Consider the following 23091-nt stretch of genomic DNA (forward strand, 5'->3'; position numbering starts at 1 on the left):
CCGCACTTCCAAGATTAGGTGCAGAATGTTGAAGAAGGTTTAACCCGTCCCTTCTTCTTCACGAAAATATCCCGCGGGGGTCCGGGGGCGCGAAGCCCCCGGTGGTTGGAGGAACAGGATGACGGCGAAACTGTGGTGCTTTGGCGAATCCGGCAATGCCTACAAGGCGGCCCTGACCCTGGAACTGGCCCATTACGACTGGACCCCGGTTTTTGTCGATTTCTTCAACGGCGAGGCACAAGGCCCCGCATTTCGCGCGATCAATGCCATGGGCGAGGTTCCTGTCTTTCGCGAGGGCGACCTGACTCTGACGCAATCGGCGGTAATCCAGCTTTATGTGGCGGAACGCACAGGGAAGTTCCTGGGAAGTGACCGGAACGAAACTCTCCGCTGGCTGATGTTCGACAATCACAAGCTGTCGGGCCAGGCCGGCCCGGCGCGGTTCCTGCTGAACTTCCTGCCTGCGGACAAACGCCCGGCAGGCGCGGCGGAATACCTGCAGGGGCGGCTGAAGGCGACCTACCGGGTGCTGGACGACCACTTGGCCAACCACGACTGGGTTGCCGACAGCGCACCGACGATCGCCGATTTCGCCTGTTGCGGATACCTGTTCTATCCCGAACCCTTCGGCTTTGACCGCAAGGACTGGCCCCATATCGACCGCTGGCTGGACGCGATCAGCGCCCTGCCCGGCTGGAAACACCCCTATGACCTGATGCCCGGCAACCCTGCCGACCGGGCGCCCAAGGAGGACGCATGACCGACGCATTCATCTATGACACGGCCCGCACGCCGCGCGGCAAGGGCCGCCCGGATGGCAGCCTGCACGAAGTGACATCCTTGGCGCTGTCGGCCCGGCTGCTGAACGCTGTCAAGGAACGCAACAATCTGGAAGGCCACGCCGTCGAGGATGTGATCTGGGGCAATGTCACCCAGATCAAGGAACAGGGAGGCTGCCTTGCGCGGTCGGCTGTCCTTGCCTCGGACCTGGACGAACGCATCCCTGGCCTGTCGATCAATCGCTTCTGTGCCAGCGGCATGGAGGCCGTGAACCTGGCTGCCAACCAGGTCAAGGCGGGCGCCGGCAACGGCTATATCGCCGGCGGGGTCGAGATGATGAGCCGCGTTCCCATGGGCAGCGACGGCGCGGCCATCGCCGTGGATCCCGGCCTGGCGATGAAGACCTATTTCGTGCCGCAAGGCATCAGCGCCGACATCATTGCCACTGAATACGGTTTCACGCGCGAGGAGGCCGACAAGCTGGCCGTCGAAAGCCAGAGCCGCGCCGCCCGTGCATGGGAGGAAGGCCGCTTCTCTCGCTCCATCGTTCCGGTTATGGATCAGAACGGCCTGACCATCCTGGGCCGCGACGAATACATGCGGCCCGGCACCACCATGGAGGATCTGGCCAAGCTGAAGCCCGCCTTCAAGGACATGGGCGAGATGATGCCCGGCTTCGACAAGGTCGCAATGCTGAAATACCCGCATCTTGACCGAATCGAGCATATCCACCACGCCGGAAACAGCAGCGGCATCGTGGACGGCGCCGCCGCCGTGCTGATCGGGAACGAGGAGTTCGGCCGTGCCCATGGGTTGAAGCCCCGCGCCCGCATCCGTGCCACCGCCAAGATCGGCACCGATCCCACCATCATGCTGACCGGCCCGGTGCCCGTGACCGAGAAGATCCTGTCGGACAGCGGCCTGTCGATCAGCGACATCGACCTGTTCGAGGTGAACGAGGCCTTTGCCGCCGTGGTCCTGCGATTCATGCAGGCGTTCCAAGTCGACCCCGGCAAGGTGAATGTCAATGGCGGCGCCATGGCAATGGGCCACCCGCTCGGCGCGACCGGCGCCATCATCATCGGCACCCTGTTGGACGAACTTGAACGGCAGGACAAGACCGTGGGCCTAGCCACGCTGTGCATCGCGTCCGGCATGGGCGCGGCCACCATCATCGAGCGCGTGTGATGATCATCCGCAAGGACAGCGTGCCCGTGACCGAGGCTGTCTCAGGCTATCCCCGGCCGCTCAACCTGGGTCGCGGCTTCCTGTCCTATCGTCACCTGACCGAGGCGGGTGGGCTGACCCAGTTCGGGATTGCGCTTGAAACCCTGCATCCCGGCAAGCAGTCAAGCCAGCCCCATTGGGAACAGCACGAGGACGAGTTCCTCTATCTGCTTGAAGGTACGCTGACCGTTGTCGAGGATGGCGTGGAAACCGTTATCCACCCTGGCGACGCCTGCTGCTGGAAGGCGGGCACACCCGTCGCCCACACCCTGAAAAACCACACCGGACAGCCCGCCGTCTATCTGATCGCGGGCAGCCGGAATCCGAACAACATCACGCATTATCCGGGCCTCGATATGCTGGCGACGCCTGCGGGGTACACGCACCTGGACGGCACCCCCTACCCGACCGAGGGAGAGAACGAATGACCGATTTCACCATGCAGAAGGACGCAGATGGCGTCGCCGTCATCACCTGGGACGTGCCCGGAAAGTCGATGAACGTGCTGTCGCTGGAAGGCGCGTCCGAACTGAACGCGCTGATCGACGACGCTCTGGCCGATGAGGCCGTCAAGGGGATCGTCATCACCAGCGGCAAGAAGGATTTCGCCGCCGGGATGGACCTGAACGTCATCGCGCAGATGAAGCAGGGCGGCGCGCAGCAGGTATTTGACGGGATCATGTCGCTGCACCATGTCCTGCGAAAGATCGAGCGTGCGGGCATGGACCCCAAGACGCTCAAGGGCGGCAAGCCCATCGCGGCGGCCCTGCCGGGCACCGCGCTTGGCATCGGCCTGGAACTGTCGCTGGCCACGCATCGCATCTTTGCCGCCGACAATCCCAAGGCCAAGATCGGCCTGCCCGAGATCATGGTCGGCATTTTCCCTGGCGGCGGCGGCACGATCCGCCTGTCGCGCAAGCTGGGCGCCATGGCAGCCGCCCCCTTCCTTCTGGAAGTCAAGCTGTCGGACCCCAAGAAGGCCAAGGCTGCCGGGCTGATCGACGAGGTAGTGGCCGATCCGGTTGCCGCCGCCCGCGAATGGGTGCTGAATGCCAAAGACGCGGACCTGGTCAAGCCTTGGGACGCCAAGGGTTACAAGATGCCCGGGGGCGAGCCGTTCCATCCGGCGGGCTTCATGACCTTCGTTGGTGCGTCCGCGATGGTCAACGGCAAGACGATGGGTATCTATCCGGCGGCCAAGGCGCTGCTGTCGGCGGTCTATGAAGGCGCGCAGGTACCCTTTGACACGGCGCTTAAGATCGAGGCGCGGTGGTTTACCAGCGTGCTGATGAACCCGTCCAGCACCGCGATGATCCGCAGCCTTTTCATCAACAAGGAAGCGTTGGAAAAGGGCGCGAACCGTCCCGAGGCACCGGACCAGTCGGTGAAAAAGGTCGGTATCCTGGGCGCCGGGATGATGGGCGCGGGCATCGCCTATGTCAGCGCCATGGCGGGGATTCAGGTGGTGCTGATCGACGCGAAGCAGGACAGCGCCGACAAGGGCAAGGCCTATTCCGAAGGCCTGCTGGAAAAGGCCATCAGCCGCAAGAAATCGACGCCCGAGAAAAAGGCCGAGGTTCTGGACCGCATCACCGCCACTACCGATTATGCCGCGCTCGAAGGCTGCGACCTTATCGTGGAAGCCGTTTTCGAGGATCCCGCCATCAAGGCCGAGGTCACGAAGCGCGCCGAGGCCGTCATCCCGCCCGATGCGATCTTCGCCACCAACACCTCGACCCTGCCGATCAGCGACCTAGCGCGGGCCAGTGCCCGGCCCGACCGGTTCATCGGCATCCACTTCTTCAGCCCCGTGGATAAGATGATGCTGGTGGAAATCATCAAGGGCCAGCAGACCGGCCCTGTTGCCGTTGCCAAGGCGCTCGATTTCGTGCGCCAGATCCGCAAGACGCCCATCGTCGTGAACGATGCACGGTTCTTTTATGCCAACCGGTGCATCATCCCCTATATCAACGAAGGCATCCGCATGGTGGCCGAGGGGGTGAACCCGGTTCTGGTCGAAAACGCCGCCAAGATGATGGGAATGCCCCTGGGACCGCTGCAACTGGTGGATGAGACATCCATTGACCTGGGCGTGAAGATCGCCAAGGCCACGCGCGCCGCCATGGGCGAGGCCTATCCGGACGGGTCGGTCGATGAGGTGCTGTTCTGGATGGCCGACCAGGGTCGCCTGGGGCGCAAATCCAACGCAGGCTTTTATGCCTATGGCGAGGACGGCAAGCGGCAAGGGCTGTGGGAGGGCTTGGCCGCGCGCCATCCCCAAGCCGAGGACCAGCCGGATCTGACCACCGTTCAGCACCGCCTGATGTTCGCCCAGACTCTGGAAGCCGTGCGGGCCTTCGAGGACGGCGTGCTGGAGGATATCCGAGAGGGCGACGTGGGCGCGATCCTGGGCTGGGGCTTTGCGCCCTGGTCGGGCGGGCCGTTTGCATGGCTGGACATGATGGGCGCGGCCCGAGCGGTCCAGATCTGCGACCGGCTGGCGGCGGATCATGGCGATCGCTTTGCCGCGCCCAGGCTGTTGCGCGACATGGCCGAAAGTGGCCAAGGCTTCTACGACCGCTATGGCAGCGGCAAGCAGGCCGCCTGACAAAGGAAACGCCCCGGCCTTGTGGCCGGGGCGTGCCTGATCCTGCCCCTTCTTTATTATTCAGTCCTCATCGCCCCACCGGCCACGGCGATCATCGTCGTCATCGCCGTCATCATCCCAGCGATCATCATCGTCATCGTCATAGTCGTCGTCATGGCCGACGCGATAAGCGCCGCCCCACCAGCGGTCGTCGTTCCGATCCCGGCCCTGCATATCGAACTGCGAGGTGGCAAGTCCGCGAAGGATGCGGTTGCCGTCGTCGTTGTCATCGGCCAGGGCGGCGCCCGGCATGGCAAGTCCGGCGCTTGTCGCCAAGGCGAGCAGAAGGCTGTGCCGTGTCATGGCTGCGGTCCTTCATCTGTCACAGGCCATCCTGCCTGCGGGATGATGACGGATGGGGCGCAGGATTATTCCCGCAGAGACGAAAAAACGTGGCCCGCGCCCTACAGCGCCATGTCGTCGCGATGCACCAGGGCCGCGCGGGCGGTGTATCCCAGGATCGCCTCGATCCGGTCGGACCGGTGGCCCGCGATCCGCCGCGCTTCGTCCGCAGTATAGCGGGTCAGGCCAACCGCCAGCGTCTGGCCCGAAGGCCCGGTGATCGCCACGGGATCGCCACGCCCGAATTCGCCCACAATTGTCTGGACCCCGGCGGGCAGCAGGGATTTCCCGCCTTGCAGCGCCAGCACGGCGCCCTCATCGACAACCAAGGCTCCCTTGGGTTTCATGGCCGCGATCCAGCGCTTGCGGGCAAGCTGAGGGTCGCTTTCGGGCAGGAACCAACTGCACCGCGCGCCGTCCACCACGGCCGACAGCGGGCGCATCACCGATCCTTCGGCAATCGCCATGGCGCAGCCCCCGGCGATGGCCGTGCGCGCAGCCATCAGCTTGGTCTTCATGCCACCCTTGGACAGGCCGGATACCGGATCGCCGCCCATCGCCTCGATCTCCGGCGTCAGAGCTTCGATCACCGGCAGGTGGCGGGCGGTGGGATCGGTCTTGGGATTGGACGTGTAAAGCCCGTCCACGTCCGACAGCAGCAGCAACTGGTCCGCGCCGCAGGTAACGGCAATCTGCGCGGCCAGGCGGTCGTTGTCGCCAAAGCGTATCTCATCGGTGGCGACCGTGTCGTTCTCGTTGACGATGGGCACGACGCCCAAGCCCAGCAGCGTCTGCATGGTCGCGCGGCTGTTCAGATACCGGCGCCGGTCCGCGCTGTCCTCCAGCGTCAGCAGCACTTGCGCGGTGGTCACGCCATGGGGGGCCAGGGCTTCCTCGTAAGCCCGCGCCAGCCGGATCTGGCCCACGGCGGCGGCGGCCTGCGCCTGTTCCAGCGGCAGCGCACCGAGGGGCAAGCCCAGCACCCGCCGTCCAAGCGCGATGGATCCCGACGACACCAGCACCACGTCGCAGCCGCGCCCGCGCCACAAGGCCACGTCGTCGCACAACCCCCGCAGCCAGTCGCCCCGCAAGCCCCGGTCATCGACCAGCAGCGCGGATCCGACCTTGACGACCAACCGCCGGGCTTGCGCCAGGGTCGGGATCACGGCTGCCATGGCGCCTCTGATTCATCCTTCCTGACGCTGCGGGATGGTTCGATCTGGGACCACAAAGCGCGCAGAACCTCGGTCACGCCCAGTTTCGCGACACCCGACATCAGCAGGACCGGAGTGCCGATCTCTGCTTCAAGCTCTGCCTTGCGCAGGGCGATGGTTTCATCATCCATGGCGTCGATCTTGTTCAGCGCCGTGACGCGCGGCTTTTCCATCAGGACCGGGGAATAGGCCGCAAGCTCGGTCAGGATGGTGCGGGCATCGGTTGCCACATCATCGGACGTGCCATCAACCAGATGCAACAGCACGCGGGACCGTTCGACATGGCCCAGGAACTGGTCGCCAAGGCCCCTGCCCTCGCTGGCGCCTTCGATCAGGCCGGGGATGTCGGCCATGACGAATTCATGGCCGTCGATGCCCACAACGCCCAGGTTCGGGTGCAGCGTGGTAAAGGGATAATCCGCGATCTTGGGCCGGGCGTTCGACACGGCCGCCAAGAAGGTCGATTTTCCGGCATTCGGCAGGCCAACCAGGCCCGCATCCGCGATCAGCTTCAGCCGCAGCCAGATCGTGCGCTCCACCCCCTCCTGGCCAGGATTGGCATTGCGCGGGCTGCGATTGGTCGAGGTCTTGAAATGCAGGTTCCCCCACCCGCCATTGCCGCCGCGCGCCAGCAGGACCCGTTGCCCTGGTTCGGTCAGGTCCGCGATGACGGTTTCCTCGTCTTCTTCCAGGATCTCGGTCCCGACCGGCACCTTCAGCACGACATCATCCGCCGACTTGCCGGTCATCTGGCTGCCCATGCCGTGCTGGCCGGATTTCGCGAAGAAGTGCTGCTGATAGCGGAAGTCGATCAGGGTGTTCAGCCCTTCCACTGCCTCGGCCCAGACATCGCCGCCATTGCCGCCGTCCCCACCGTCGGGGCCACCGTATTCGATGAACTTCTCGCGCCGAAAGGACACGCAGCCCGCACCGCCCCCGCCCGAGCGGATATAGACTTTGGCGAGGTCAAGAAATTTCATGGCAAAGGCTCCTGTTCAGGAAATGCGATACGCGCTTGGTTTCGGTCGTGCAAGGGCGCGGTCTGGCAATGCGGCTGGTCTGTCCTATGTAAAGCTTATCAAGGAGGCCCCCATGATCCACTTCGACAACAGCTATGCCCGTCTGCCGCAGGGCTTCTTCGCCCGCGTTTCGCCCACGCCCGTGGCCGAGCCTCGGCTGCTGGCGCTGAACAACGGGCTGGCGCGCAGGCTGGGCCTGGATGCGGACTGGCTGGCTGGACCCGAGGGCCTTGCGATGCTAGCGGGAAATGCCGTGCCTGCGGGGGCCGAACCCCTTGCCCAGGCCTATGCCGGCCACCAGTTCGGCGGTTTTGTGCCCCAGCTTGGCGACGGCCGCGCCGTGCTGCTGGGCGAGGTCGTGGCCCCCGATGGCGCCCGCTTCGACATCCAGTTGAAGGGCAGCGGGCCAACGCCCTTTTCACGGCGCGGCGACGGGCGGGCCTGGGTCGGGCCGGTGCTGCGGGAATATGTCGTCAGCGAATTCATGCACGCGATGGGCGTGCCGACCACCCGCGCCCTGGCCGCCGTCGCAACCGGAGAAACGGTGTGGCGCGAAGACGCCCTGCCGGGCGCGGTCCTGACCCGCATCGCCTCCAGCCATATTCGGGTCGGCACCTTCCAGTACTTCGCCGTCCGGGGCCAGGAGGACGCCTTGGCCGCCCTGACCGACCATGTCATTTCCCGGCACTATCCAACAGCCAATGGTCCATTGTCGCTGCTGGATCATGTCGTGGCGCGGCAGGCGGAAACAATTGCGCACTGGATGGCGCTTGGCTTCATTCACGGCGTGATGAACACCGACAACATGGCCGTGTCGGGCGAGACAATCGACTATGGTCCTTGCGCCTTCATGGACGTGTACCACCCCGACACGGTGTTTTCATCCATCGACCGGGGCGGGCGCTATGCCTGGGCGCAGCAGCCGCAGATCGCCGTCTGGAACCTGGCGCAGCTTGCCACCAGCCTGATCCCCCTGATGGGCGACCGCGACGCCGCGATCGAGGCTGCGACGAAATCCGTCCACAGCTTCGCCCCGTTGTATCAGGCCGCCTGGCTGCGGCGTTTCGGCGAAAAGCTGGGCCTGACCGAAGGCGCAGACGTGCAGCCTCTGGTCGAACGCCTGCTGACCATCATGGCGCAGCAGCGGGCGGATTTCACCCGCGTCTTCGCGGGACTGGCCGATGGCAACGCTCGCGACGAATTCGTCGACCGCGATGCCTTTGATGCTTGGGCCGCCGAATGGCGGGCGCAGGATCCCGATCCGGATCTGATGCGCCATGCCAACCCCGTCCGCATCCCGCGCAACCACCGGATCGAGGAAGCCATTGCCGCAGCAGTGTCCGGCGACCTGGACCCCTTCCACCGGCTGTTCGATGCGGTGACGCATCCGCGCCAGGGGCGGGCGGATTGGGACGACCTTGCCCATGCACCGCGCGACGAACAGATCGTGCGCAACACCTTCTGCGGCACCTGACCGGTCAGCCCGCCCCTTGCAACGTCCCCTTCCCCGGCTATCCTGCGCGCAAGCACGAAAGGCGGCACGTCCTTGTTGAGACTGGCAAGTTACAATCTGCACAAATGTCGCGGCTTGACCGGCCCCCATGCCCCTGAACGCAACCTTGCCGTCATCGCCGCGCTGAAGCCCGACATCATCGCCCTGCAAGAGGTGGATTTTCGCCTGGGCGCCCGCCCCGAGGCCCTGCCCCGCCGCCTGATCCGAGAGGCGACAGGCCTGGTCCCGGCCGACATGACGACGACGGGCGAAAATTCACTGGGCTGGCATGGGCAGACGATCCTGATGCGTCCCGATCTGGCTGACAACGCCGTGCTGCGCCGTCTGCCCCTGCCTGGGCTTGAACCGCGCGGGGCCGTGGTCCTGCGCCTGCCCAAGCTGACGGTGATAGGGGTGCATCTGGGCCTTGCCCGATCATCCCGGCGCGCGCAACTGGCCCGGATCACGGCGCAGGCGGCGCGGATCGCGGATGACAACATCGTCCTGATGGGCGATTTCAACGAATGGCACGACAGCCGAGGGCTGGAATCGCTGGCGGGCTTTCGGGTTGTTGCGCCCGGCCCGTCCTATCCTGCGCCCATGCCGCAGTTCCGGTTCGACCGCATCGCCATGTCCCAGCACCTGAGCCTGCTGGATCATGGCGTCTTTACAGGTGCAAGGGCACGCGAGGCATCCGATCACCTGCCCATCTGGGCCGAGATCGAGCAGCCCTGAAATTGCCGCTTTCGGCCTGCCCTTGCGGCAGCTATGAAGACGCCGGCATCAAACACCGGAGGGGCAACATGACCGCCATCATCGACATCTTCGCGCGAGAGATCCTGGACAGCCGCGGCAACCCGACGGTCGAGGTCGACGTGACGCTGGAAGACGGCACCATGGGCCGGGCGGCGGTGCCCTCGGGCGCGTCCACCGGCGCGCATGAGGCTGTCGAAAAGCGCGATGGCGACAAGACGCGCTATCTGGGCAAGGGTGTGCTGGAAGCGGTCGCCGCCGTGAACGGCGAGATTGCCGAGAACCTGATCGGCGAGGACGCGACCGAACAGCGCGCCATCGACGCGATGATGTGCGAACTGGACGGCACCCCCAACAAGGGCCGGCTGGGCGCGAACGCGATCCTGGGCGTGTCGCTGGCAGTGGCCAAGGCTGCGGCGGACGGCACCAACCAGCCGCTCTACCGCTATGTCGGGGGCACGGCCGCGCGGATCCTGCCGGTGCCGATGATGAACATCATCAATGGCGGCGAACACGCCGACAACCCCATCGACATCCAGGAATTCATGATCATGCCGGTTGCTGCGGAAAACATCCGCGATGCCGTCCGCATGGGATCCGAGGTGTTCCACACGTTGAAAAAGGAACTGTCGGCGGCGGGGCTTTCGACCGGGATCGGCGACGAGGGCGGCTTTGCGCCCAACCTGTCCTCGGCCCGCGACGCGTTGGACTTCATCCTGCGCGCGGTCGAGAAGGCGGGCTACAAGCCGGGTGACGACATCATGCTGGCGCTGGATTGCGCAGCGACCGAGTACTTCAAGAACGGCAAGTACGAGATGACGGGCGAAGGCAAGTCGCTGACCTCGGCCGAGAACGTGGACTATCTGGCCGCGCTTTGCGCCGATTATCCGATCCTGTCGATCGAGGATGGCTGCGCCGAGGATGACTGGGACGGCTGGAAACTGCTGACCGACCGTCTGGGCGGCAGCGTGCAGCTGGTCGGCGACGACCTGTTCGTGACCAACCCGACCCGGCTGGCCCAAGGGATCGAGCGCGGCTGCGGCAACAGCCTGCTGGTCAAGGTGAACCAGATCGGCACCCTGTCCGAAACGCTTGACGCCGTGCGCATGGCCGACCGGGCCGGCTATACCTCGGTGATGTCGCATCGTTCCGGGGAAACCGAGGACGCGACCATCGCCGATCTGGCCGTCGCCACCAACTGCGGCCAGATCAAGACCGGCAGCCTTGCCCGATCCGACCGCCTGGCGAAATACAACCAGCTGATCCGCATCGAGGAAATGCTGGGCGCCACCGCCGAATACGCGGGACGCAGCATCCTGCGCTGATCGCCCAAACCTGTTCCAGCATCAAGGCCGCCCCTGCTTCCGCCGGGGCGGCCTCATTTTTTCTGCGGACAGGGCGCAGCCCCCTCGACAGACGAGGATCACGGGCTAAACTGCATCCCATTCGGGCCGGGAACCCGCTGAGGAGGCCATCCCGACAGCCCTGATCGGAGGAGAGTTCATGAAAGATTCCAAGACGCTGCACCGTAGGTCGTTCCTGACAACGGCTTCGGTGGGCGGCGTTGCCGCCGCAGCCGGTGCCACGCTGGCCGCCCCCGCCATCGCGCAGGAGGCGCCGACGATCAACTGGCGGGTTGCCTCGTCCTTCCCCAAGTCGCTGGACACGATCTATGGCGGCGGCGAAGAGGTCGCGCTGCGCCTGCGCGAAGCGTCCGATGGCAAGTTCAACCTTCAGGTCTTTGCCGCAGGCGAGATCGTTCCGGGCCTGGACGCGATCAATGCCGCCGCAGACGGCACCGTGGAATGCGCCCATTCCGTCGGCTATTACAACTGGGGCAAGGATCCTGCCTTCGCCTGCGGCGCCGACCTGCCCTTCACCTTCAGCGCACGGGCCAAAGCTGCCTATAACTATCATGGCGGGGGGATCGACCAGTATAACCAGTTCCTGGAGACGGTCGGACTGGTGGCCTATCCCAGCGGCAACACCGGCGTGCAGATGGGCGGCTGGTATCGCAAGGAGGTGAACACCCTTGCCGATATGCAGGGCCTGAAGATGCGCATTTCCGGTCTGGCCGGGCGCGTCGTCGAGAAACTGGGCGTGGTGCCGCAGCAGATCGCGGGCGGGGACATCTATCCGTCGCTGGAAAAGGGCACCATCGACGCCGCCGAATGGGTCGGCCCCTATGACGACAACAAGCTCGGCTTCCAGAAGGTCGCGCCCTATTACTATTATCCTGGCTTCTGGGAAGGCGGGCCGACGGTCAGCTTCTTCGTCAACAAGGGCAAGTTTGACGAGCTCCCTGAACATTACAAATCGCTTCTGCGCACCTGCTGCCAGGCGGCCGATCAGAATATGCTGGCGAAATACGACTTCAAGAACCCGACTGCGCTTAAGGAACTGGCCGCGTCGGGCGCGCAGCTGAGGTCGTTCAGCGAGGAAATCATGAATGCGGCCTTCCAGGCGGCGAACGAGGTTTATGCCGAACTGTCCACGCAGAACGAACACTTCAAGCGGCAATACGAGGCGCAGCTGCAGTTCCGCGACGACTGGTATCTGTACAACCAGACCGCGGAGTACACCTTCGATACCTTTATGATGATCCAGCAGCGCAACGGCAAGCTGGCCCCCACCCAAGGCTGAGGCCATCTTCTGAATGGAAAATCGCCGCAGGCCAGCCTGCGGCGGTTTTTTCGTGACTGCGGCAAGGAAAAAGGGCCGGTATCCCGGCCCTCTGGAATCCTGTCAGTTTCCGCCCAGGCCCGGCGGTGGACCGCCCAGGCCCAGACCGCCGCTGCCTTGGGTCTGATCGGGTTGCGGTGTCGCAGGTGCCGGGGCTTGCGGCGCTGCGGGGGTTGCTGGCGTGCCGAAATTCGGCGCGCCGCCCAAGCCGCCACCCAGACCGCCAGGGGCGGGTTGGCCCTCCCCCGGGGCCGCGCCCTGGCCGAAGGGCGATCCCAGACCGCCGCCCAGTCCGCCAAAGCCCCCCGAACCGCCTGCCGGAATTTCCAGCCGCACGCCTGATGGATCGATCGCTGGCCCCTTGTAGTGCATGACCAGTTGCGGAAAGGCGATCACCACCGCGATCATCACGATCTGGATGCAGACATAGGGCACCGCCCCCCAATAGATCTGGCTGGTACGGATCGGATCCATCATCATGCCGGTTACCCGGTCCTTGTAGGGAGCCTTGGGCGCCACGGATCGCAGATAGAACAGCGCGAATCCAAAGGGAGGGTGCATGAAGCTGGTTTGCATATTCACCCCCAGGATGATGCCGAACCAGATCAGGTCGATGCCCAGGCTTTCAGCGGCAGGCGCCAGCAGGGGCACGATGATAAACGCCAGTTCGAAGAAATCCAGGAAGAAGGCCAGCAGGAACACCAGCAACGACACTGCGATCAGGAAGCCAAGCTCACCCCCCGGTAACGAGGTCAGCAGGTGTTCCACCCACAGATGCCCGTTCACGCCATAGAAGGTCAGCGAGAAGATCCGCGCCCCGATCAGGATGAACATCACAAAGGCCGACAAACGCGTGGTCGCCGCCAGGGCCTGGTTGATGACGCCAAGGTTCAGCCGCCCCTTGACACCCGCCAGGAACAACGAGCCGACCGCGCCCATCGCGCCGCCCTCGGTCGGGGTGGCAATGCCCAGGAAGATCGTGCCCAGCACAAGAAAGATCAGCGCCAAGGGCGGGATCAGCACGATGATGACCTGCTGGGCCAACCGCGACATCAGGCCGATCTTCATGGTCTTGTCGATCAATGCCGCCGCATAGATGACCAGCACCGCGACGACCACGGCCAGGATGTCGGCATCCGCGCCATGGGTGTCGTGCAGCCAGTGCCACATCCCATAGAAAATGCCCCCTGCCACCAAAAGCGCCACGAGCAGCGACGTGATGCCCGATCCCAGGGTCCGTGCCTCGGGTGGCAGGGCCGGCAGGGCATTCGGCCGCAGGATCGTCATGACGAAGATATACAGCATATACAGCCCGGTCAGCACCAGGCCGGGGATCATCGCGCCCTTGTACATATCGCCAACCGACCGGCCCAGCTGGTCGGCCAGAACGATCAGCACCAGCGACGGCGGGATGATCTGCGCCAATGTTCCCGACGCGGCAATGGTCCCCGACGCGATCCGCCGGTCATAGCCGTATCGCAGCATGATCGGCAGCGAGATCAGGCCCATCGCGATCACGGACGCCGCCACCACGCCCGTGGTCGCAGCAAGCAGCGCGCCCACGATGATCACCGCATAGGCCAGGCCGCCCCGGATCGGGCCGAACAACTGGCCGATCGTGTCCAGCAAATCCTCGGCCATGCCGGATTTTTCCAGCACGATCCCCATGAAGGTGAAGAATGGCACCGCCAGCAATGTCTCGTTCGCGACAACGCCGCCGAAGAAGCGGTCGGGGATCGCCCCCAGCAGGGGCCAGCTGAGGTTGATCGAGCCGTTGGACAGGGGCGCCAGTTCAACACCGATGATGAAGAACAACAGCCCGTTGGCGCCAAGGGCGAAGGCCACCGGATAACCGACCAGCAAGAAGGCGATCAGCGAAACGAACATGATCGGCGCCATGTTCTGCGCAATAAGCTCCATCATTTGCGGGGTTCCTTGCGCACGTCATCGACCAGATCGGTCAGCGGATGGTCGGGATCTGCAAAGCCCGCCTGGGCGGCCAGGTCGGGGTCGATCTCCAACGGGGCATGGTGGCTGGTCGCCGGGAAGGGATCGGGGATCAGCCCGCGCATGACGGCGATCTTCTTGATGATCTCGGAAATGCCCTGAAAGAACAGCAGCACGAAGCCCGCGAACAGCATGGCCTTGGCAGGCCACAGCATCAGCCCGCCCGCGTTCATCGACATCTCTCCGCCACGGATGCTGCGCATGAGCCAGGGCCAGACGAAATACAGCGTCAGCAACACCACCGGCATCAGAAAGAAGATCGTGCCCAGAAGGTCGATCCAGTGCTGCACCCGGCGCGAAAAGGCGCCATACACGATGTCGATGCGGATATGTTCGTTTTCCAGCAACGTATAGGCGGCCGCCAGCAGGAACGCCGCGCCATACAGATACCACTGCAATTCCAGATAGGCGTTCGACGACACGCTGAACACCTTGCGCACGACGGCATTGATTGCGCTGACAAAGATCGCCAGCAGGATCAGCCAGGCCGCGCTACGTCCAATCACTGTGTTGACGCGGTCGATACCGCGCGACAGGGCCAAAAGGCCGTTCATCAAGATTACTCCCCCTTGAATACCAGCCTTATGGGCCGTTTGGCCGACTGTTCATTCATTCGCATATGCGCGAACCGCCAAAACCGGTCAAGAAGTTCAGTGATTGATGCGTAATGTGGGCAGCACGCATGGCGATCTTGCCACCGGATCTGCATCCGTCCGCATCTGACGCTACGTCGCGGCCGGGGTATTTGCCTGATGCAGTCCCGGCGCATTGGCCCAAGTTTCGTGCCGGATCACTGTCCCGTCTGGCGGTCGCTGCGCAAAGCAGGAGTGCAGCGTCCCGGCCCTCCGGGTTCTCCATGCCAAGTGGAGAAGAAGGTTGTTCCGATTGAACATTCCGCCGTTCCCTCACCCGGCAGGATATTCTCGCATGGAACGGGTTCGGCGTTTGTCCTGTGGCTCAGCCCACGACCTACCCTGCTCTCGGAACCTTTGCCGCCAGCGGGCCGACACCGGTCGTGCATCGGATGCCGATACGGCCCCTTCACAAGGATGGGAACCAGGAACCGTGCGTTCGATCTTTACCGCCGCGCTTGATGGGCTAGGCTTTGCGCCTGCGTGCATCACGATGCCGCCATTCAACGACAAGGGGAGCCGATGTCCAAGCTGTTCACGACCACCGCCCTTTTGGCCGCTCTGGCCCTGCCCGCCCAAGCCGTGCAACCCGCCGAGGGTGAGACTTTGGCCGACAGCCAGACCTATACCTATTGGCTGCTGGACGCGATCAAGACGCTGGACCCGGCCAAGAACACCGATGTCGAAGGCTCGGACGTGCTGCGCCAGTTGTTCGAGGGGCTGATGAACGACAACCAGACCGGCGCCATGATCCCCGGCGTGGCGGAAAGCCATACGGAAAGCGACGACGGCCTGACCCATACCTTCACCCTGCGCGACGCCAAGTGGTCGAACGGCGATCCGGTCACGGCGGGGGATTTTGTCTATGCCTGGCAGCGCGTGGTGAACCCCGAAACCGCGTCCGAATACGCCTGGTTCCTGGAACTGATGAACATCCAGAACGCCACCCAGATCATCGCGGGCGAGATGACGCCCGACCAGCTTGGCGTGCGCGCGGTGGATGACAAGACGCTGGAGGTCAAGCTGACCACGCGCACCCCCTATTTCCTCAAGACGCTGTCCCACGCCACCACCTTTCCGGTGCCGCAAAAGGTCGTCGAACAGCACGGCGATGCCTGGACCCAGCCCGGCAACCTGGTCGGCAACGGCGCCTTCATGCTGGACAGCCACAACCTGGGCGTGGACATCACGCTGGTGAAGAACCCGAATTATTGGGACGCCGAGAACGTGGTGATGGAAACCGTGCGCGGCGTGACCGTGAACGACAACAACATCGGCCTGACCCGGTATCTGGCAGGCGAACTGGACCGCGTGCAGATCCCCGCAGGCCAGTATCCCCGCCTGTCGCAGGAATATCCCGACCAGGCGATCTCGATCCCGTATTCCTGCTCCTATGCCTATGTCTTCAACGTGTCGGACAAGGGCCCCGAGGCGCTGAAGGACGTGCGCGTGCGTCAGGCCCTGTCGCTGGGCCTGAACCGCGACATCATCGTGGACCAGGTGCTGCAAGGCGGCCAGAAGCCTGCATACAGCTGGACGCATTGGGCGATCGAGGGATTCCAGTCGCCCGATGCGGAAATCGCCACCATGACCCAGGAACAGCGCATCGAGAAAGCCCGTGGCCTTCTGGCGGATGCGGGTTACGGTCCCGACAACCCGCTGGCCTTGTCGCTGCAATACAACACGGACGAGAACCACAAGAAGCTGGCCATCGCGGCCCAGCAGTTCTGGAAGCCCCTGGGCGTGAACATCACGCTGAACAATGTCGAATGGAAGGTGCATACCGACCGGATGCAAAGCCAGGACTTCGACATGGCCCGCTATGCCTGGTGCGCCGACTATAACGAGGCGACGACCTTCCTGGATTGGTTCCGCACCGACGGCTACAACTCGGGCAAGTGGTCGAACGCGGAATACGACAAGCTGATGGCGGATTCCAAGACGGCCGAGGATACCGCGCCTTTGTACAAGCGGGCCGAGGAGATCCTGGCCGAAGAGGTGCCCGCGGCCTTTGTTTACCACTATTCCAAGGTCGATATGATCAATCCGGTGGTCAAGGGCCTTCCCTTGGAAAACGTGACCAACGCCTGGTATGCCAAGGATCTGTATCGGATCGCCGAATAAGGCCTGACCGATGTTCGCCTATATCCTGCGGCGGCTGGCAATGGCGGTTCCCACGCTGCTGTTGCTGATTGTCCTGTCGTTCCTGCTGATGCACCTTGCGCCCGGCGGGCCGTTCACCCAGGAACGCGCCCTGCCGCCGCAGGTCCTGGCGAACCTGAATGCCAAATACGGGTTGGACGACCCGCTGTGGCGCCAGATCTGGAACTATGTCTGGGGCATCGTCGTCCATTTCGACTTCGGTCCCAGCTTCGTCTATCCCGACCGGACGGTGAACCAGTTGATCGCGGACGGCTTTCCGGTGACGCTGACCTATGGTTCGCTGGCCTTTCTGGCCGCAGTCCTTGTGGGGGTCACGCTTGGCACGGCGGCTGCGATCCGGCAGAACAGTTGGCTGGACTATCTGGCGGTCGGCATCTCGATCGGCGCGCAGGTGCTGCCGAACTTCGTGATGGCGCCGCTGCTGGTCCTGACCCTGACCCTGTGGCTGGGATGGCTGCCCGGCGGGGGATGGAGCTTTTCGGACCCCTCCTTCTGGATCATGCCGGTGATCGCGCTGTCCACCAGCTACATGGCATCCATCGCGCGGATCACCCGGTCATCCATGCTCGAGGTGCTGGGCAGCAACCACATCCGCACCGCGCGCGCCAAGGGGATGCCCGAACGCCGCGTCATCCTGCGTCACGCGCTGCGCCCGGCGATGCTGCCGGTCGTCAGCTATCTTGGCCCGGTCTTCGTGTCGATGATCACTGGATCGGTGGTGATCGACATCTATTTTTCCACCGGGGGCATCGGCAAGGCTTTCGTGGATTCGGCGCTGAACCGCGATTACGCGGTAATGATGGGCGTGACGATCCTAGTCGGCGCGCTGACCATCCTGTTCAACCTGGTCGTGGACATCCTGTATGCCTGGATCGACCCGAAGATCCGGTATTAAGCCATGGTCATCGAAGAACAAAAGATGCGCTCGCTTGCCCATCGCATGACCGAGGTCAAGGGCCGGTCCCCTTGGGCCGATGCCCGCAGGCGGTTCTGGCGCAACAAGGCGGCCATGGCTGGTCTGGTGATCCTGATCCTGGTCGCGCTGTTTGCGATCTTCGGCAGCCAGTTCGCCGTCTGGTCGAACGAGGAGCTGGACTTCACCGTCATGGGCCAGGTCGCCACAATGGGCGCGCCCTCCTGGTCGAACGGCCATTACTTCGGCACCGACGACCTGGGCCGCGACCTGTTCGCCCGCACCGTGCAGGGCACGCAGATCAGCCTGCTGGTGGGGATCGTCGGCGCAGGCATCGCGGTGATCGTGGGTACGCTCTACGGCGCTGTCGCGGGCTATGTCGGTGGGCGCACCGACCAGGTGATGATGCGGACGGTCGATATCCTGATGTCGATCCCCTATATGTTTGTGCTGATCCTGCTGCTGGTGATGTTCGGCCGGTCCATGTCCATGCTTTTTCTGGGCATCGGCCTGATTTCCTGGCTGGACATGGCGCGGATCGTGCGCGGCCAGACCCTGTCCCTGAAGAACCGCGAGTTCATCGAGGCTGCTCGCGCCACCGGCGTATCGACCTGGCGCATCATCACCCGCCATATCGTGCCGAACCTGCTGGGCGTCGTTGCGGTTTATGCCACGCTTCTGGTGCCGCTGATGATCCTGACCGAAAGCTTCATCAGCTTCCTGGGCCTGGGCGTGCAGGAACCGCTGACCTCCTGGGGGGCGCTGATTTCGGAAGGCGCGGGCACCATGAGCTATGGCACCCTGTGGCAGCTTGCCTTTCCGTTGTTCTTCTTTGTCATCACGCTGTTCGGTTTCTTCTTCGTGGGCGACGGCTTGCGCGACGCGCTTGATCCGAAGGAACGCTGACATGGCACTTCTGGACATCCGCGACCTGTCGGTCCGCTTCCACACCCATGACGCCGAGGTTCATGCAGTCACCAATCTCAGCCTGACCGTCCAGCCGGGCGAGACGCTGGGCATCGTCGGCGAATCCGGGTCAGGCAAGTCGCAGCTTGCCTTCGCGGTCATGGGCCTTCTGGCACGCAACGGCCAAGCATCGGGCAGCGTGCAACTGGACGGGCAGGAAATCCTGAACGCCCCGCCCAAGGTCATCAACCGGGTCCGGGCGGAAAAGATCGCGATGATCTTCCAGGATCCGATGACCTCGCTGAACCCCTATATGCGCGTGGCCGACCAGATGGCCGAGGTGCTGGTCCTGCACAAGGGTCTCTCTCGGCACGCGGCCGTGGCCGAATCCGTGCGAATGCTGGACGCGGTGCGCATCCCCGACGCCAAGGGGCGCATCAGGCTTTATCCCCATGAATTCAGCGGAGGGATGCGCCAGCGGGTGATGATCGCGATGGCATTGCTGTGCCGTCCGAAACTGCTGATCGCCGACGAACCGACAACCGCGCTTGACGTGACAGTGCAGGCACAGATCATGACGCTGCTGGCCGACTTGCAGCGCGATTTTGGCATGGCAATGATCCTGATCACCCATGACCTGGGTGTGGTCGCCGGTTCCTGCGAACGTGTCGGGGTCATGTATGGGGGCCGCATCCGCGAACTGGGGCCGGTCGGCCCTGTCTTTGCCGATCCTGCCCACCCCTATACCCAGGGGCTGCTCTCGGCGATCCCGCGCATCGACTCACACGCCGCGGAACTGGTCGTCATCCCCGGCCAGCCACCGGACATGAGCCGCCCGCCCGAAGGTTGCGCCTTCCGGCCACGTTGCGCGTATCGGCGCGAGGAATGCCTGAACCGCCCGGTCCTTGCAGACTTTGCCCTGGACCGCTGGCGTGCCTGCTTTGCGCCCTTGGATGAACTGCGGTCGGGAAGGAACCATGCCCATGATCAAACCCTTGCTTGACGTTCGCGACCTGCGGGTCAGTTTCCCCATCCGGCAGGCGGGCGCGATGCCCTGGGCCAGGCCCCGGAACCTGCGTGCCGTGAACGGCGTGGACTTCACGCTGGGGGCGGGTCAGACCCTAGGCGTCGTGGGTGAATCCGGCTGCGGCAAATCCACCATGGCGCGTGCTTTGATCGGCCTGGTTCCGGCCACGGGCAGCGCGGAATGGATCGACGGCGCCGACCTGATCGGCCTGTCGCCCCGGCGGATGATGGCCTATCGCAGCCAGATCCAGATGATCTTCCAGGATCCGCTGGCCAGCCTCAACCCTCGCATGACCGTAGGCCAGATCATCGCGGAACCGCTGGAAACCCATCATCCGGGAATGCCCAGGGCGCAGGTCAAGGACCGGGTCAGGGCGATGATGGACCGGGTCGGGCTTCTGCCCAGCCAGATCAACCGTTATCCGCATGAATTCAGCGGCGGCCAGTGCCAGCGGATCGGCATCGCTCGTGCGCTGATCGTGGAACCGCGACTGATCATCTGCGACGAACCCGTCAGCGCGCTGGACGTGTCGATCCAAGCGCAGGTCATCAACCTGCTGATGCGGTTGCAGGCCGATCTTGGCCTGTCGCTGATCTTCATTGCCCATGACTTGTCCGTGGTACGCCATATCAGCGACCGGGTGATGGTGCTGTATCTGGGCAAGGTGATGGAGATTGCCTCGGCGGACGATCTGTATGCCCGCCCGCAGCATCCCTATACCCAGGCGCTGCTGTCAGCGGTGCCGGTGCCCGACCCCGCGCAGGATCCGGCGACGCGGATCGTCCCGTTGCGGGGGGAACTGCCCTCGCCCACGACCCCCCCAACGGGCTGCGTGTTCCGCACGCGCTGCCCCCGCGCCCAAGCCCGTTGCGCGGCCGAGGTTCCGGCCCTGACGGGCGGCGATCATCAGACTGCCTGCCATTTCCCCGGCCCCCTGACCGCCGAAGAAATCGCCCGCGCCCGGACAGTGGAAGCAGCCTGACCCGGCCGCTTCTTCTTCACTCAAATATCCCCGCCGGAGGCGGTGGACCTCAGCCGATGACAATCCGCCCCGGGCCTGCGACCGCCCGCCCGATCACCACGGCCTCGGCAAAGCCGTGCTTGGCAAAGATCGCCAAGGCGGCATCTGCCTGATCTTCGGCGCAGGCAACCAGCAGCCCGCCGCTGGTCTGCGGATCGGTCAACAGCGCGCGGTCAAGATCGGCAAACCCTTCGGACAGCACCACATCCCCGCCATAGCTGGCCCAGTTCCGCCCTGACGCCCCGGTGACAAATTCGCCCGCCGCCAGATCGCGCACCTCGGCCAACAACGGCACGGCAGGCCAGTCCAACCGCAACTCGCAACCAGACCCTCGCGCCATTTCCAGGGCGTGACCCGCCAGGCCGAAGCCCGTCACATCCGTCATCGCATGAACACCCGCCAGCCGCGCCAGATCCGGGCCGGAGGTGTTCAGCTTGGTTGTGGCGGCGATCATCGCGCGATAGCCTTCGTCGGACAGCGCGCCCTTCTTCAGGGCCGCCGACATCACGCCCACGCCCAGCGGCTTGCCCAGGATCAGCACGTCGCCCGGCCGCGCGCCCGAATTGCGCTTCACATGGGCGGGATGGACCAGGCCAAGCGCCACCAAGCCATAGATCGCCTCGACCGAATCAATGGTGTGGCCGCCGCCGATGGGAATGCCCGCCTCGCGGCAGGCCATGGCGCCACCCTCCAGAATCCGGGCAATCGTCTCGCCCGACAGGGTGTTGATCGGCATCCCCACAAGCGACAGCGCCATGATCGGCGTCCCGCCCATGGCATAAACGTCGCTGATCGCATTCGTCGCGGCGATGCGCCCGAAATCCAGCGGATCATCCACAATGGGCATGAAGAAATCCGTCGTCGCCACAAGCGCCTGCCGGTCGTTCAACTGGTAGACGGCAGCATCGTCCGATGTCTCGATCCCCACCAGCAGCGCATCGGGAACGGGCAGCATGGCGGTGCCGCGCAGCAACCCGGTCAGCACGCCCGGCGCGATCTTGCAGCCGCAGCCGCCGCCATGGGACAGCGAAGTCAGGCGCGGTTCGGTCTTGTGCTGGTCGTCCATGGTGGCCTCCGTTCGGTTCGCGCCACGCTATCACCCGCAAATCGCATCTTCAACGAAGCACGGTTTCGGCATAGGACGGTCCCGCAAGGAGAAGCCATGCTCAAGACCCGCATCATCCCCTGCCTGGACGTGGCCGATGGCCGCGTCGTCAAGGGCGTCAACTTCGTGGACCTGATCGACGCCGGCGACCCGGTCCAAGCCGCGCGCGCCTATGACGCAGCGGGCGCGGACGAAATCTGCTTCCTCGACATCCACGCCACCCATGAAAACCGGGGCACGATGTTCGACCTGGTGACGCGAACGGCGGAACAATGCTTCGTACCGCTGACCGTGGGCGGCGGCGTGCGCAGCCATCGGGACGTGCGCGACCTGCTGCTGGCGGGGGCCGACAAGGTCAGCTTCAATTCCGCCGCCGTGGCCGACCCCGATGTCGTGGCCCATGCCGCCGACCGCTTTGGCAGCCAGTGCATCGTCGTGGCGATCGACGCCAAGACCGTGGCCGATGGACGCTGGGAAATCTTCACCCATGGCGGGCGCAAGCCCACCGGCATCGACGCCGTCGAATTCGCCCGCACCGTCGAGGGCAAGGGCGCCGGAGAGATCCTGCTGACCAGCATGGACCGCGACGGCACGCGCGCCGGGTTCAACATCCCCCTGACCCGTGCCATTGCCGATGCGGTGAACATCCCCGTGATCGCCTCGGGCGGGGTCGGCACGCTGGACCACCTGGTCGAAGGGGTGACCGAGGGCCATGCAAGCGCGGTCCTTGCCGCCTCGATCTTTCACTTCGGCACCTTCACCATCGGCCAGGCCAAGGCCCACATGGCCGCAGCCGGCATTCCCATGAGGCTTGCATGAGCGCGATCCACAACCTAGCCGCCACCATTGCCGCCCGCAAGACCGCTGACCCGGACGAAAGCTGGACCGCGAAACTGCTGGCCAAAGGCCCCGAGAAATGCGCCGAGAAATTCGGCGAGGAAGCGGTCGAGGCCATCATCGAAGCCGTCAAGGGCGACCGCGCCCGCCTGACGGCGGAAGCTGCGGACGTGATCTTTCACCTGCTGGTCATGCTGGCCGCACGCGACCTGACCCTGGCGGATGTGGAATCCGAACTGGACCGACGCGCAGGCACCTCGGGGATCGCGGAAAAGGCGACGCGACCGTCCTAGGCGGACAAACCCTTCCCCTTGGCGGGGCTTG

21 protein-coding genes are annotated in these 23091 nt (G+C 64.4%); 15 read left to right on the plus strand and 6 right to left on the minus strand.

Annotated features, from left to right (window positions below; translation table 11 throughout):
• Window positions 1-118: 118 nt before the first annotated feature.
• The 4 genes from LZ585_RS07890 to LZ585_RS07905 are packed head-to-tail and all read left to right on the plus strand — an operon-like array spanning window position 119 to window position 4615.
• The gene (locus LZ585_RS07890; protein WP_234853071.1) at window positions 119-760 is read left to right on the plus strand and encodes a glutathione S-transferase family protein; all 642 of its coding nucleotides are present in this window, start codon (window positions 119-121) and stop codon (window positions 758-760) included.
• A complete protein-coding gene (locus LZ585_RS07895; protein ID WP_234853072.1) occupies window positions 757-1968 on the plus strand; it encodes an acetyl-CoA C-acetyltransferase in 1212 nt (403 codons plus the stop codon). The genes LZ585_RS07890 and LZ585_RS07895 overlap by 4 nt, the downstream gene beginning before the upstream one ends.
• Window positions 1968-2435 carry a cupin domain-containing protein gene (locus LZ585_RS07900; RefSeq protein WP_234853073.1) on the plus strand — a complete coding sequence of 156 codons (468 nt, stop codon included), beginning with the start codon at window positions 1968-1970 and terminating at the stop codon, window positions 2433-2435. The genes LZ585_RS07895 and LZ585_RS07900 overlap by 1 nt, the downstream gene beginning before the upstream one ends.
• Window positions 2432-4615, plus strand: coding sequence for a 3-hydroxyacyl-CoA dehydrogenase NAD-binding domain-containing protein (locus LZ585_RS07905; protein WP_234853074.1), 2184 nt, complete (start codon window positions 2432-2434; stop codon window positions 4613-4615). Before LZ585_RS07900 ends, LZ585_RS07905 begins: the two co-directional genes overlap by 4 nt.
• Window positions 4616-4675: 60 nt before the next feature.
• Here LZ585_RS07905 and LZ585_RS07910 read toward each other — a convergent pair whose 3' ends face one another.
• The 3 genes from LZ585_RS07910 to obgE form a co-directional block, all read right to left on the minus strand.
• Window positions 4676-4957, minus strand: coding sequence for a hypothetical protein (locus LZ585_RS07910; protein ID WP_234853075.1), 282 nt, complete (start codon window positions 4955-4957; stop codon window positions 4676-4678).
• Window positions 4958-5058: 101 nt separating this feature from the next.
• Window positions 5059-6159: a glutamate 5-kinase gene (gene proB, locus LZ585_RS07915; protein ID WP_234855786.1), complete on the minus strand. Its 1101-nt coding sequence runs from the start codon at window positions 6157-6159 to the stop codon at window positions 5059-5061.
• Window positions 6159-7190 (minus strand): GTPase ObgE, encoded by a 1032-nt coding sequence (obgE, locus tag LZ585_RS07920; RefSeq protein ID WP_234853076.1) that lies wholly within the window; start codon window positions 7188-7190, stop codon window positions 6159-6161. The genes proB and obgE overlap by 1 nt, the downstream gene beginning before the upstream one ends.
• A gap of 112 nt (window positions 7191-7302) precedes the next feature.
• Here obgE and LZ585_RS07925 point away from each other — a divergent pair, with 112 nt between their 5' ends.
• From LZ585_RS07925 to LZ585_RS07940, 4 genes are all read left to right on the plus strand, one after another.
• Complete coding sequence (locus tag LZ585_RS07925) at window positions 7303-8703, plus strand: protein adenylyltransferase SelO (protein ID WP_234853077.1); 1401 nt, start codon at window positions 7303-7305, stop codon at window positions 8701-8703.
• Between the two features lie 75 nt (window positions 8704-8778).
• Window positions 8779-9456, plus strand: a complete 678-nt coding sequence (locus LZ585_RS07930) for an endonuclease/exonuclease/phosphatase family protein (RefSeq protein ID WP_256445602.1) — start codon at window positions 8779-8781, stop codon at window positions 9454-9456.
• Between the two features lie 68 nt (window positions 9457-9524).
• Window positions 9525-10799 (plus strand): phosphopyruvate hydratase, encoded by a 1275-nt coding sequence (gene eno, locus LZ585_RS07935; protein WP_234853079.1) that lies wholly within the window; start codon window positions 9525-9527, stop codon window positions 10797-10799.
• Window positions 10800-10995: 196 nt separating this feature from the next.
• Window positions 10996-12117 (plus strand): TRAP transporter substrate-binding protein, encoded by a 1122-nt coding sequence (locus LZ585_RS07940; protein ID WP_234855787.1) that lies wholly within the window; start codon window positions 10996-10998, stop codon window positions 12115-12117.
• A gap of 102 nt (window positions 12118-12219) precedes the next feature.
• Here LZ585_RS07940 and LZ585_RS07945 read toward each other — a convergent pair whose 3' ends face one another.
• Together LZ585_RS07945 and LZ585_RS07950 are read right to left on the minus strand one after the other, a co-directional pair.
• On the minus strand, window positions 12220-14079 hold the full coding sequence (locus LZ585_RS07945) for a TRAP transporter large permease (RefSeq protein WP_234853080.1): 1860 nt from the start codon (window positions 14077-14079) through the stop codon (window positions 12220-12222).
• A complete protein-coding gene (locus LZ585_RS07950) occupies window positions 14076-14717 on the minus strand; it encodes a TRAP transporter small permease subunit (protein ID WP_234853081.1) in 642 nt (213 codons plus the stop codon). Before LZ585_RS07950 ends, LZ585_RS07945 begins: the two co-directional genes overlap by 4 nt.
• 600 nt (window positions 14718-15317) lie before the next feature.
• On the opposite strand from LZ585_RS07950, the gene LZ585_RS07955 reads away from it, so the two are divergent.
• Genes LZ585_RS07955 through LZ585_RS07975 form a run of 5 tightly spaced genes read left to right on the plus strand, consistent with a single transcriptional unit; the run spans window position 15318 to window position 20786 of the window.
• The gene (locus LZ585_RS07955; RefSeq protein WP_234853082.1) at window positions 15318-16919 is read left to right on the plus strand and encodes a peptide ABC transporter substrate-binding protein; all 1602 of its coding nucleotides are present in this window, start codon (window positions 15318-15320) and stop codon (window positions 16917-16919) included.
• Between the two features lie 10 nt (window positions 16920-16929).
• Window positions 16930-17853 (plus strand): oligopeptide ABC transporter permease OppB, encoded by a 924-nt coding sequence (gene oppB, locus LZ585_RS07960; RefSeq protein ID WP_234853083.1) that lies wholly within the window; start codon window positions 16930-16932, stop codon window positions 17851-17853.
• Between the two features lie 24 nt (window positions 17854-17877).
• Window positions 17878-18777 carry an ABC transporter permease subunit gene (locus LZ585_RS07965; RefSeq protein WP_234853084.1) on the plus strand — a complete coding sequence of 300 codons (900 nt, stop codon included), beginning with the start codon at window positions 17878-17880 and terminating at the stop codon, window positions 18775-18777.
• 1 nt (window position 18778) lies between these two features.
• Window positions 18779-19780: an oligopeptide/dipeptide ABC transporter ATP-binding protein gene (locus LZ585_RS07970; RefSeq protein ID WP_234853085.1), complete on the plus strand. Its 1002-nt coding sequence runs from the start codon at window positions 18779-18781 to the stop codon at window positions 19778-19780.
• Window positions 19764-20786 (plus strand): oligopeptide/dipeptide ABC transporter ATP-binding protein, encoded by a 1023-nt coding sequence (locus LZ585_RS07975; RefSeq protein ID WP_315857650.1) that lies wholly within the window; start codon window positions 19764-19766, stop codon window positions 20784-20786. The genes LZ585_RS07970 and LZ585_RS07975 overlap by 17 nt, the downstream gene beginning before the upstream one ends.
• Before the next feature lie 49 nt (window positions 20787-20835).
• Here the strand turns inward: LZ585_RS07975 and selD are convergent, their stop codons facing one another.
• A complete protein-coding gene (gene selD, locus LZ585_RS07980) occupies window positions 20836-21891 on the minus strand; it encodes a selenide, water dikinase SelD (protein WP_234853087.1) in 1056 nt (351 codons plus the stop codon).
• Between the two features lie 96 nt (window positions 21892-21987).
• Here selD and hisF point away from each other — a divergent pair, with 96 nt between their 5' ends.
• Complete coding sequence (hisF, locus tag LZ585_RS07985; RefSeq protein ID WP_234853088.1) at window positions 21988-22749, plus strand: imidazole glycerol phosphate synthase subunit HisF; 762 nt, start codon at window positions 21988-21990, stop codon at window positions 22747-22749.
• Entirely contained in the window at window positions 22746-23060 is a 315-nt protein-coding gene (locus LZ585_RS07990; protein ID WP_234853089.1) for a phosphoribosyl-ATP diphosphatase, read from the plus strand. Before hisF ends, LZ585_RS07990 begins: the two co-directional genes overlap by 4 nt.
• The last annotated feature ends 31 nt before the right edge of the window (window positions 23061-23091 follow it).

The sequence above is a fragment of the Paracoccus everestensis genome (assembly GCF_021491915.1).
Classification (GTDB): Bacteria; Pseudomonadota; Alphaproteobacteria; order Rhodobacterales; family Rhodobacteraceae; genus Paracoccus; species Paracoccus everestensis.

Excerpts from the sequence above, each read along its gene's own strand:
- LZ585_RS07970 (WP_234853085.1), top strand. The coding sequence starts at position 18,779 with ATGGCACTTCTGGACATCCGCGACCTGTCGGTCCGCTTCCACACCCAT.
- oppB (WP_234853083.1), top strand. The coding sequence starts at position 16,930 with ATGTTCGCCTATATCCTGCGGCGGCTGGCAATGGCGGTTCCCACGCTG.
- LZ585_RS07945 (WP_234853080.1), bottom strand. The coding sequence starts at position 14,079 with ATGATGGAGCTTATTGCGCAGAACATGGCGCCGATCATGTTCGTTTCG.
- LZ585_RS07955 (WP_234853082.1), top strand. The coding sequence starts at position 15,318 with ATGTCCAAGCTGTTCACGACCACCGCCCTTTTGGCCGCTCTGGCCCTG.
- obgE (WP_234853076.1), bottom strand. The coding sequence starts at position 7,190 with ATGAAATTTCTTGACCTCGCCAAAGTCTATATCCGCTCGGGCGGGGGC.
- LZ585_RS07990 (WP_234853089.1), top strand. The coding sequence starts at position 22,746 with ATGAGCGCGATCCACAACCTAGCCGCCACCATTGCCGCCCGCAAGACC.
- eno (WP_234853079.1), top strand. The coding sequence starts at position 9,525 with ATGACCGCCATCATCGACATCTTCGCGCGAGAGATCCTGGACAGCCGC.
- LZ585_RS07925 (WP_234853077.1), top strand. The coding sequence starts at position 7,303 with ATGATCCACTTCGACAACAGCTATGCCCGTCTGCCGCAGGGCTTCTTC.
- LZ585_RS07900 (WP_234853073.1), top strand. The coding sequence starts at position 1,968 with ATGATCATCCGCAAGGACAGCGTGCCCGTGACCGAGGCTGTCTCAGGC.
- LZ585_RS07905 (WP_234853074.1), top strand. The coding sequence starts at position 2,432 with ATGACCGATTTCACCATGCAGAAGGACGCAGATGGCGTCGCCGTCATC.
- LZ585_RS07950 (WP_234853081.1), bottom strand. The coding sequence starts at position 14,717 with ATGAACGGCCTTTTGGCCCTGTCGCGCGGTATCGACCGCGTCAACACA.
- LZ585_RS07895 (WP_234853072.1), top strand. The coding sequence starts at position 757 with ATGACCGACGCATTCATCTATGACACGGCCCGCACGCCGCGCGGCAAG.
- selD (WP_234853087.1), bottom strand. The coding sequence starts at position 21,891 with ATGGACGACCAGCACAAGACCGAACCGCGCCTGACTTCGCTGTCCCAT.
- hisF (WP_234853088.1), top strand. The coding sequence starts at position 21,988 with ATGCTCAAGACCCGCATCATCCCCTGCCTGGACGTGGCCGATGGCCGC.
- LZ585_RS07910 (WP_234853075.1), bottom strand. The coding sequence starts at position 4,957 with ATGACACGGCACAGCCTTCTGCTCGCCTTGGCGACAAGCGCCGGACTT.
- LZ585_RS07890 (WP_234853071.1), top strand. The coding sequence starts at position 119 with ATGACGGCGAAACTGTGGTGCTTTGGCGAATCCGGCAATGCCTACAAG.
- LZ585_RS07965 (WP_234853084.1), top strand. The coding sequence starts at position 17,878 with ATGCGCTCGCTTGCCCATCGCATGACCGAGGTCAAGGGCCGGTCCCCT.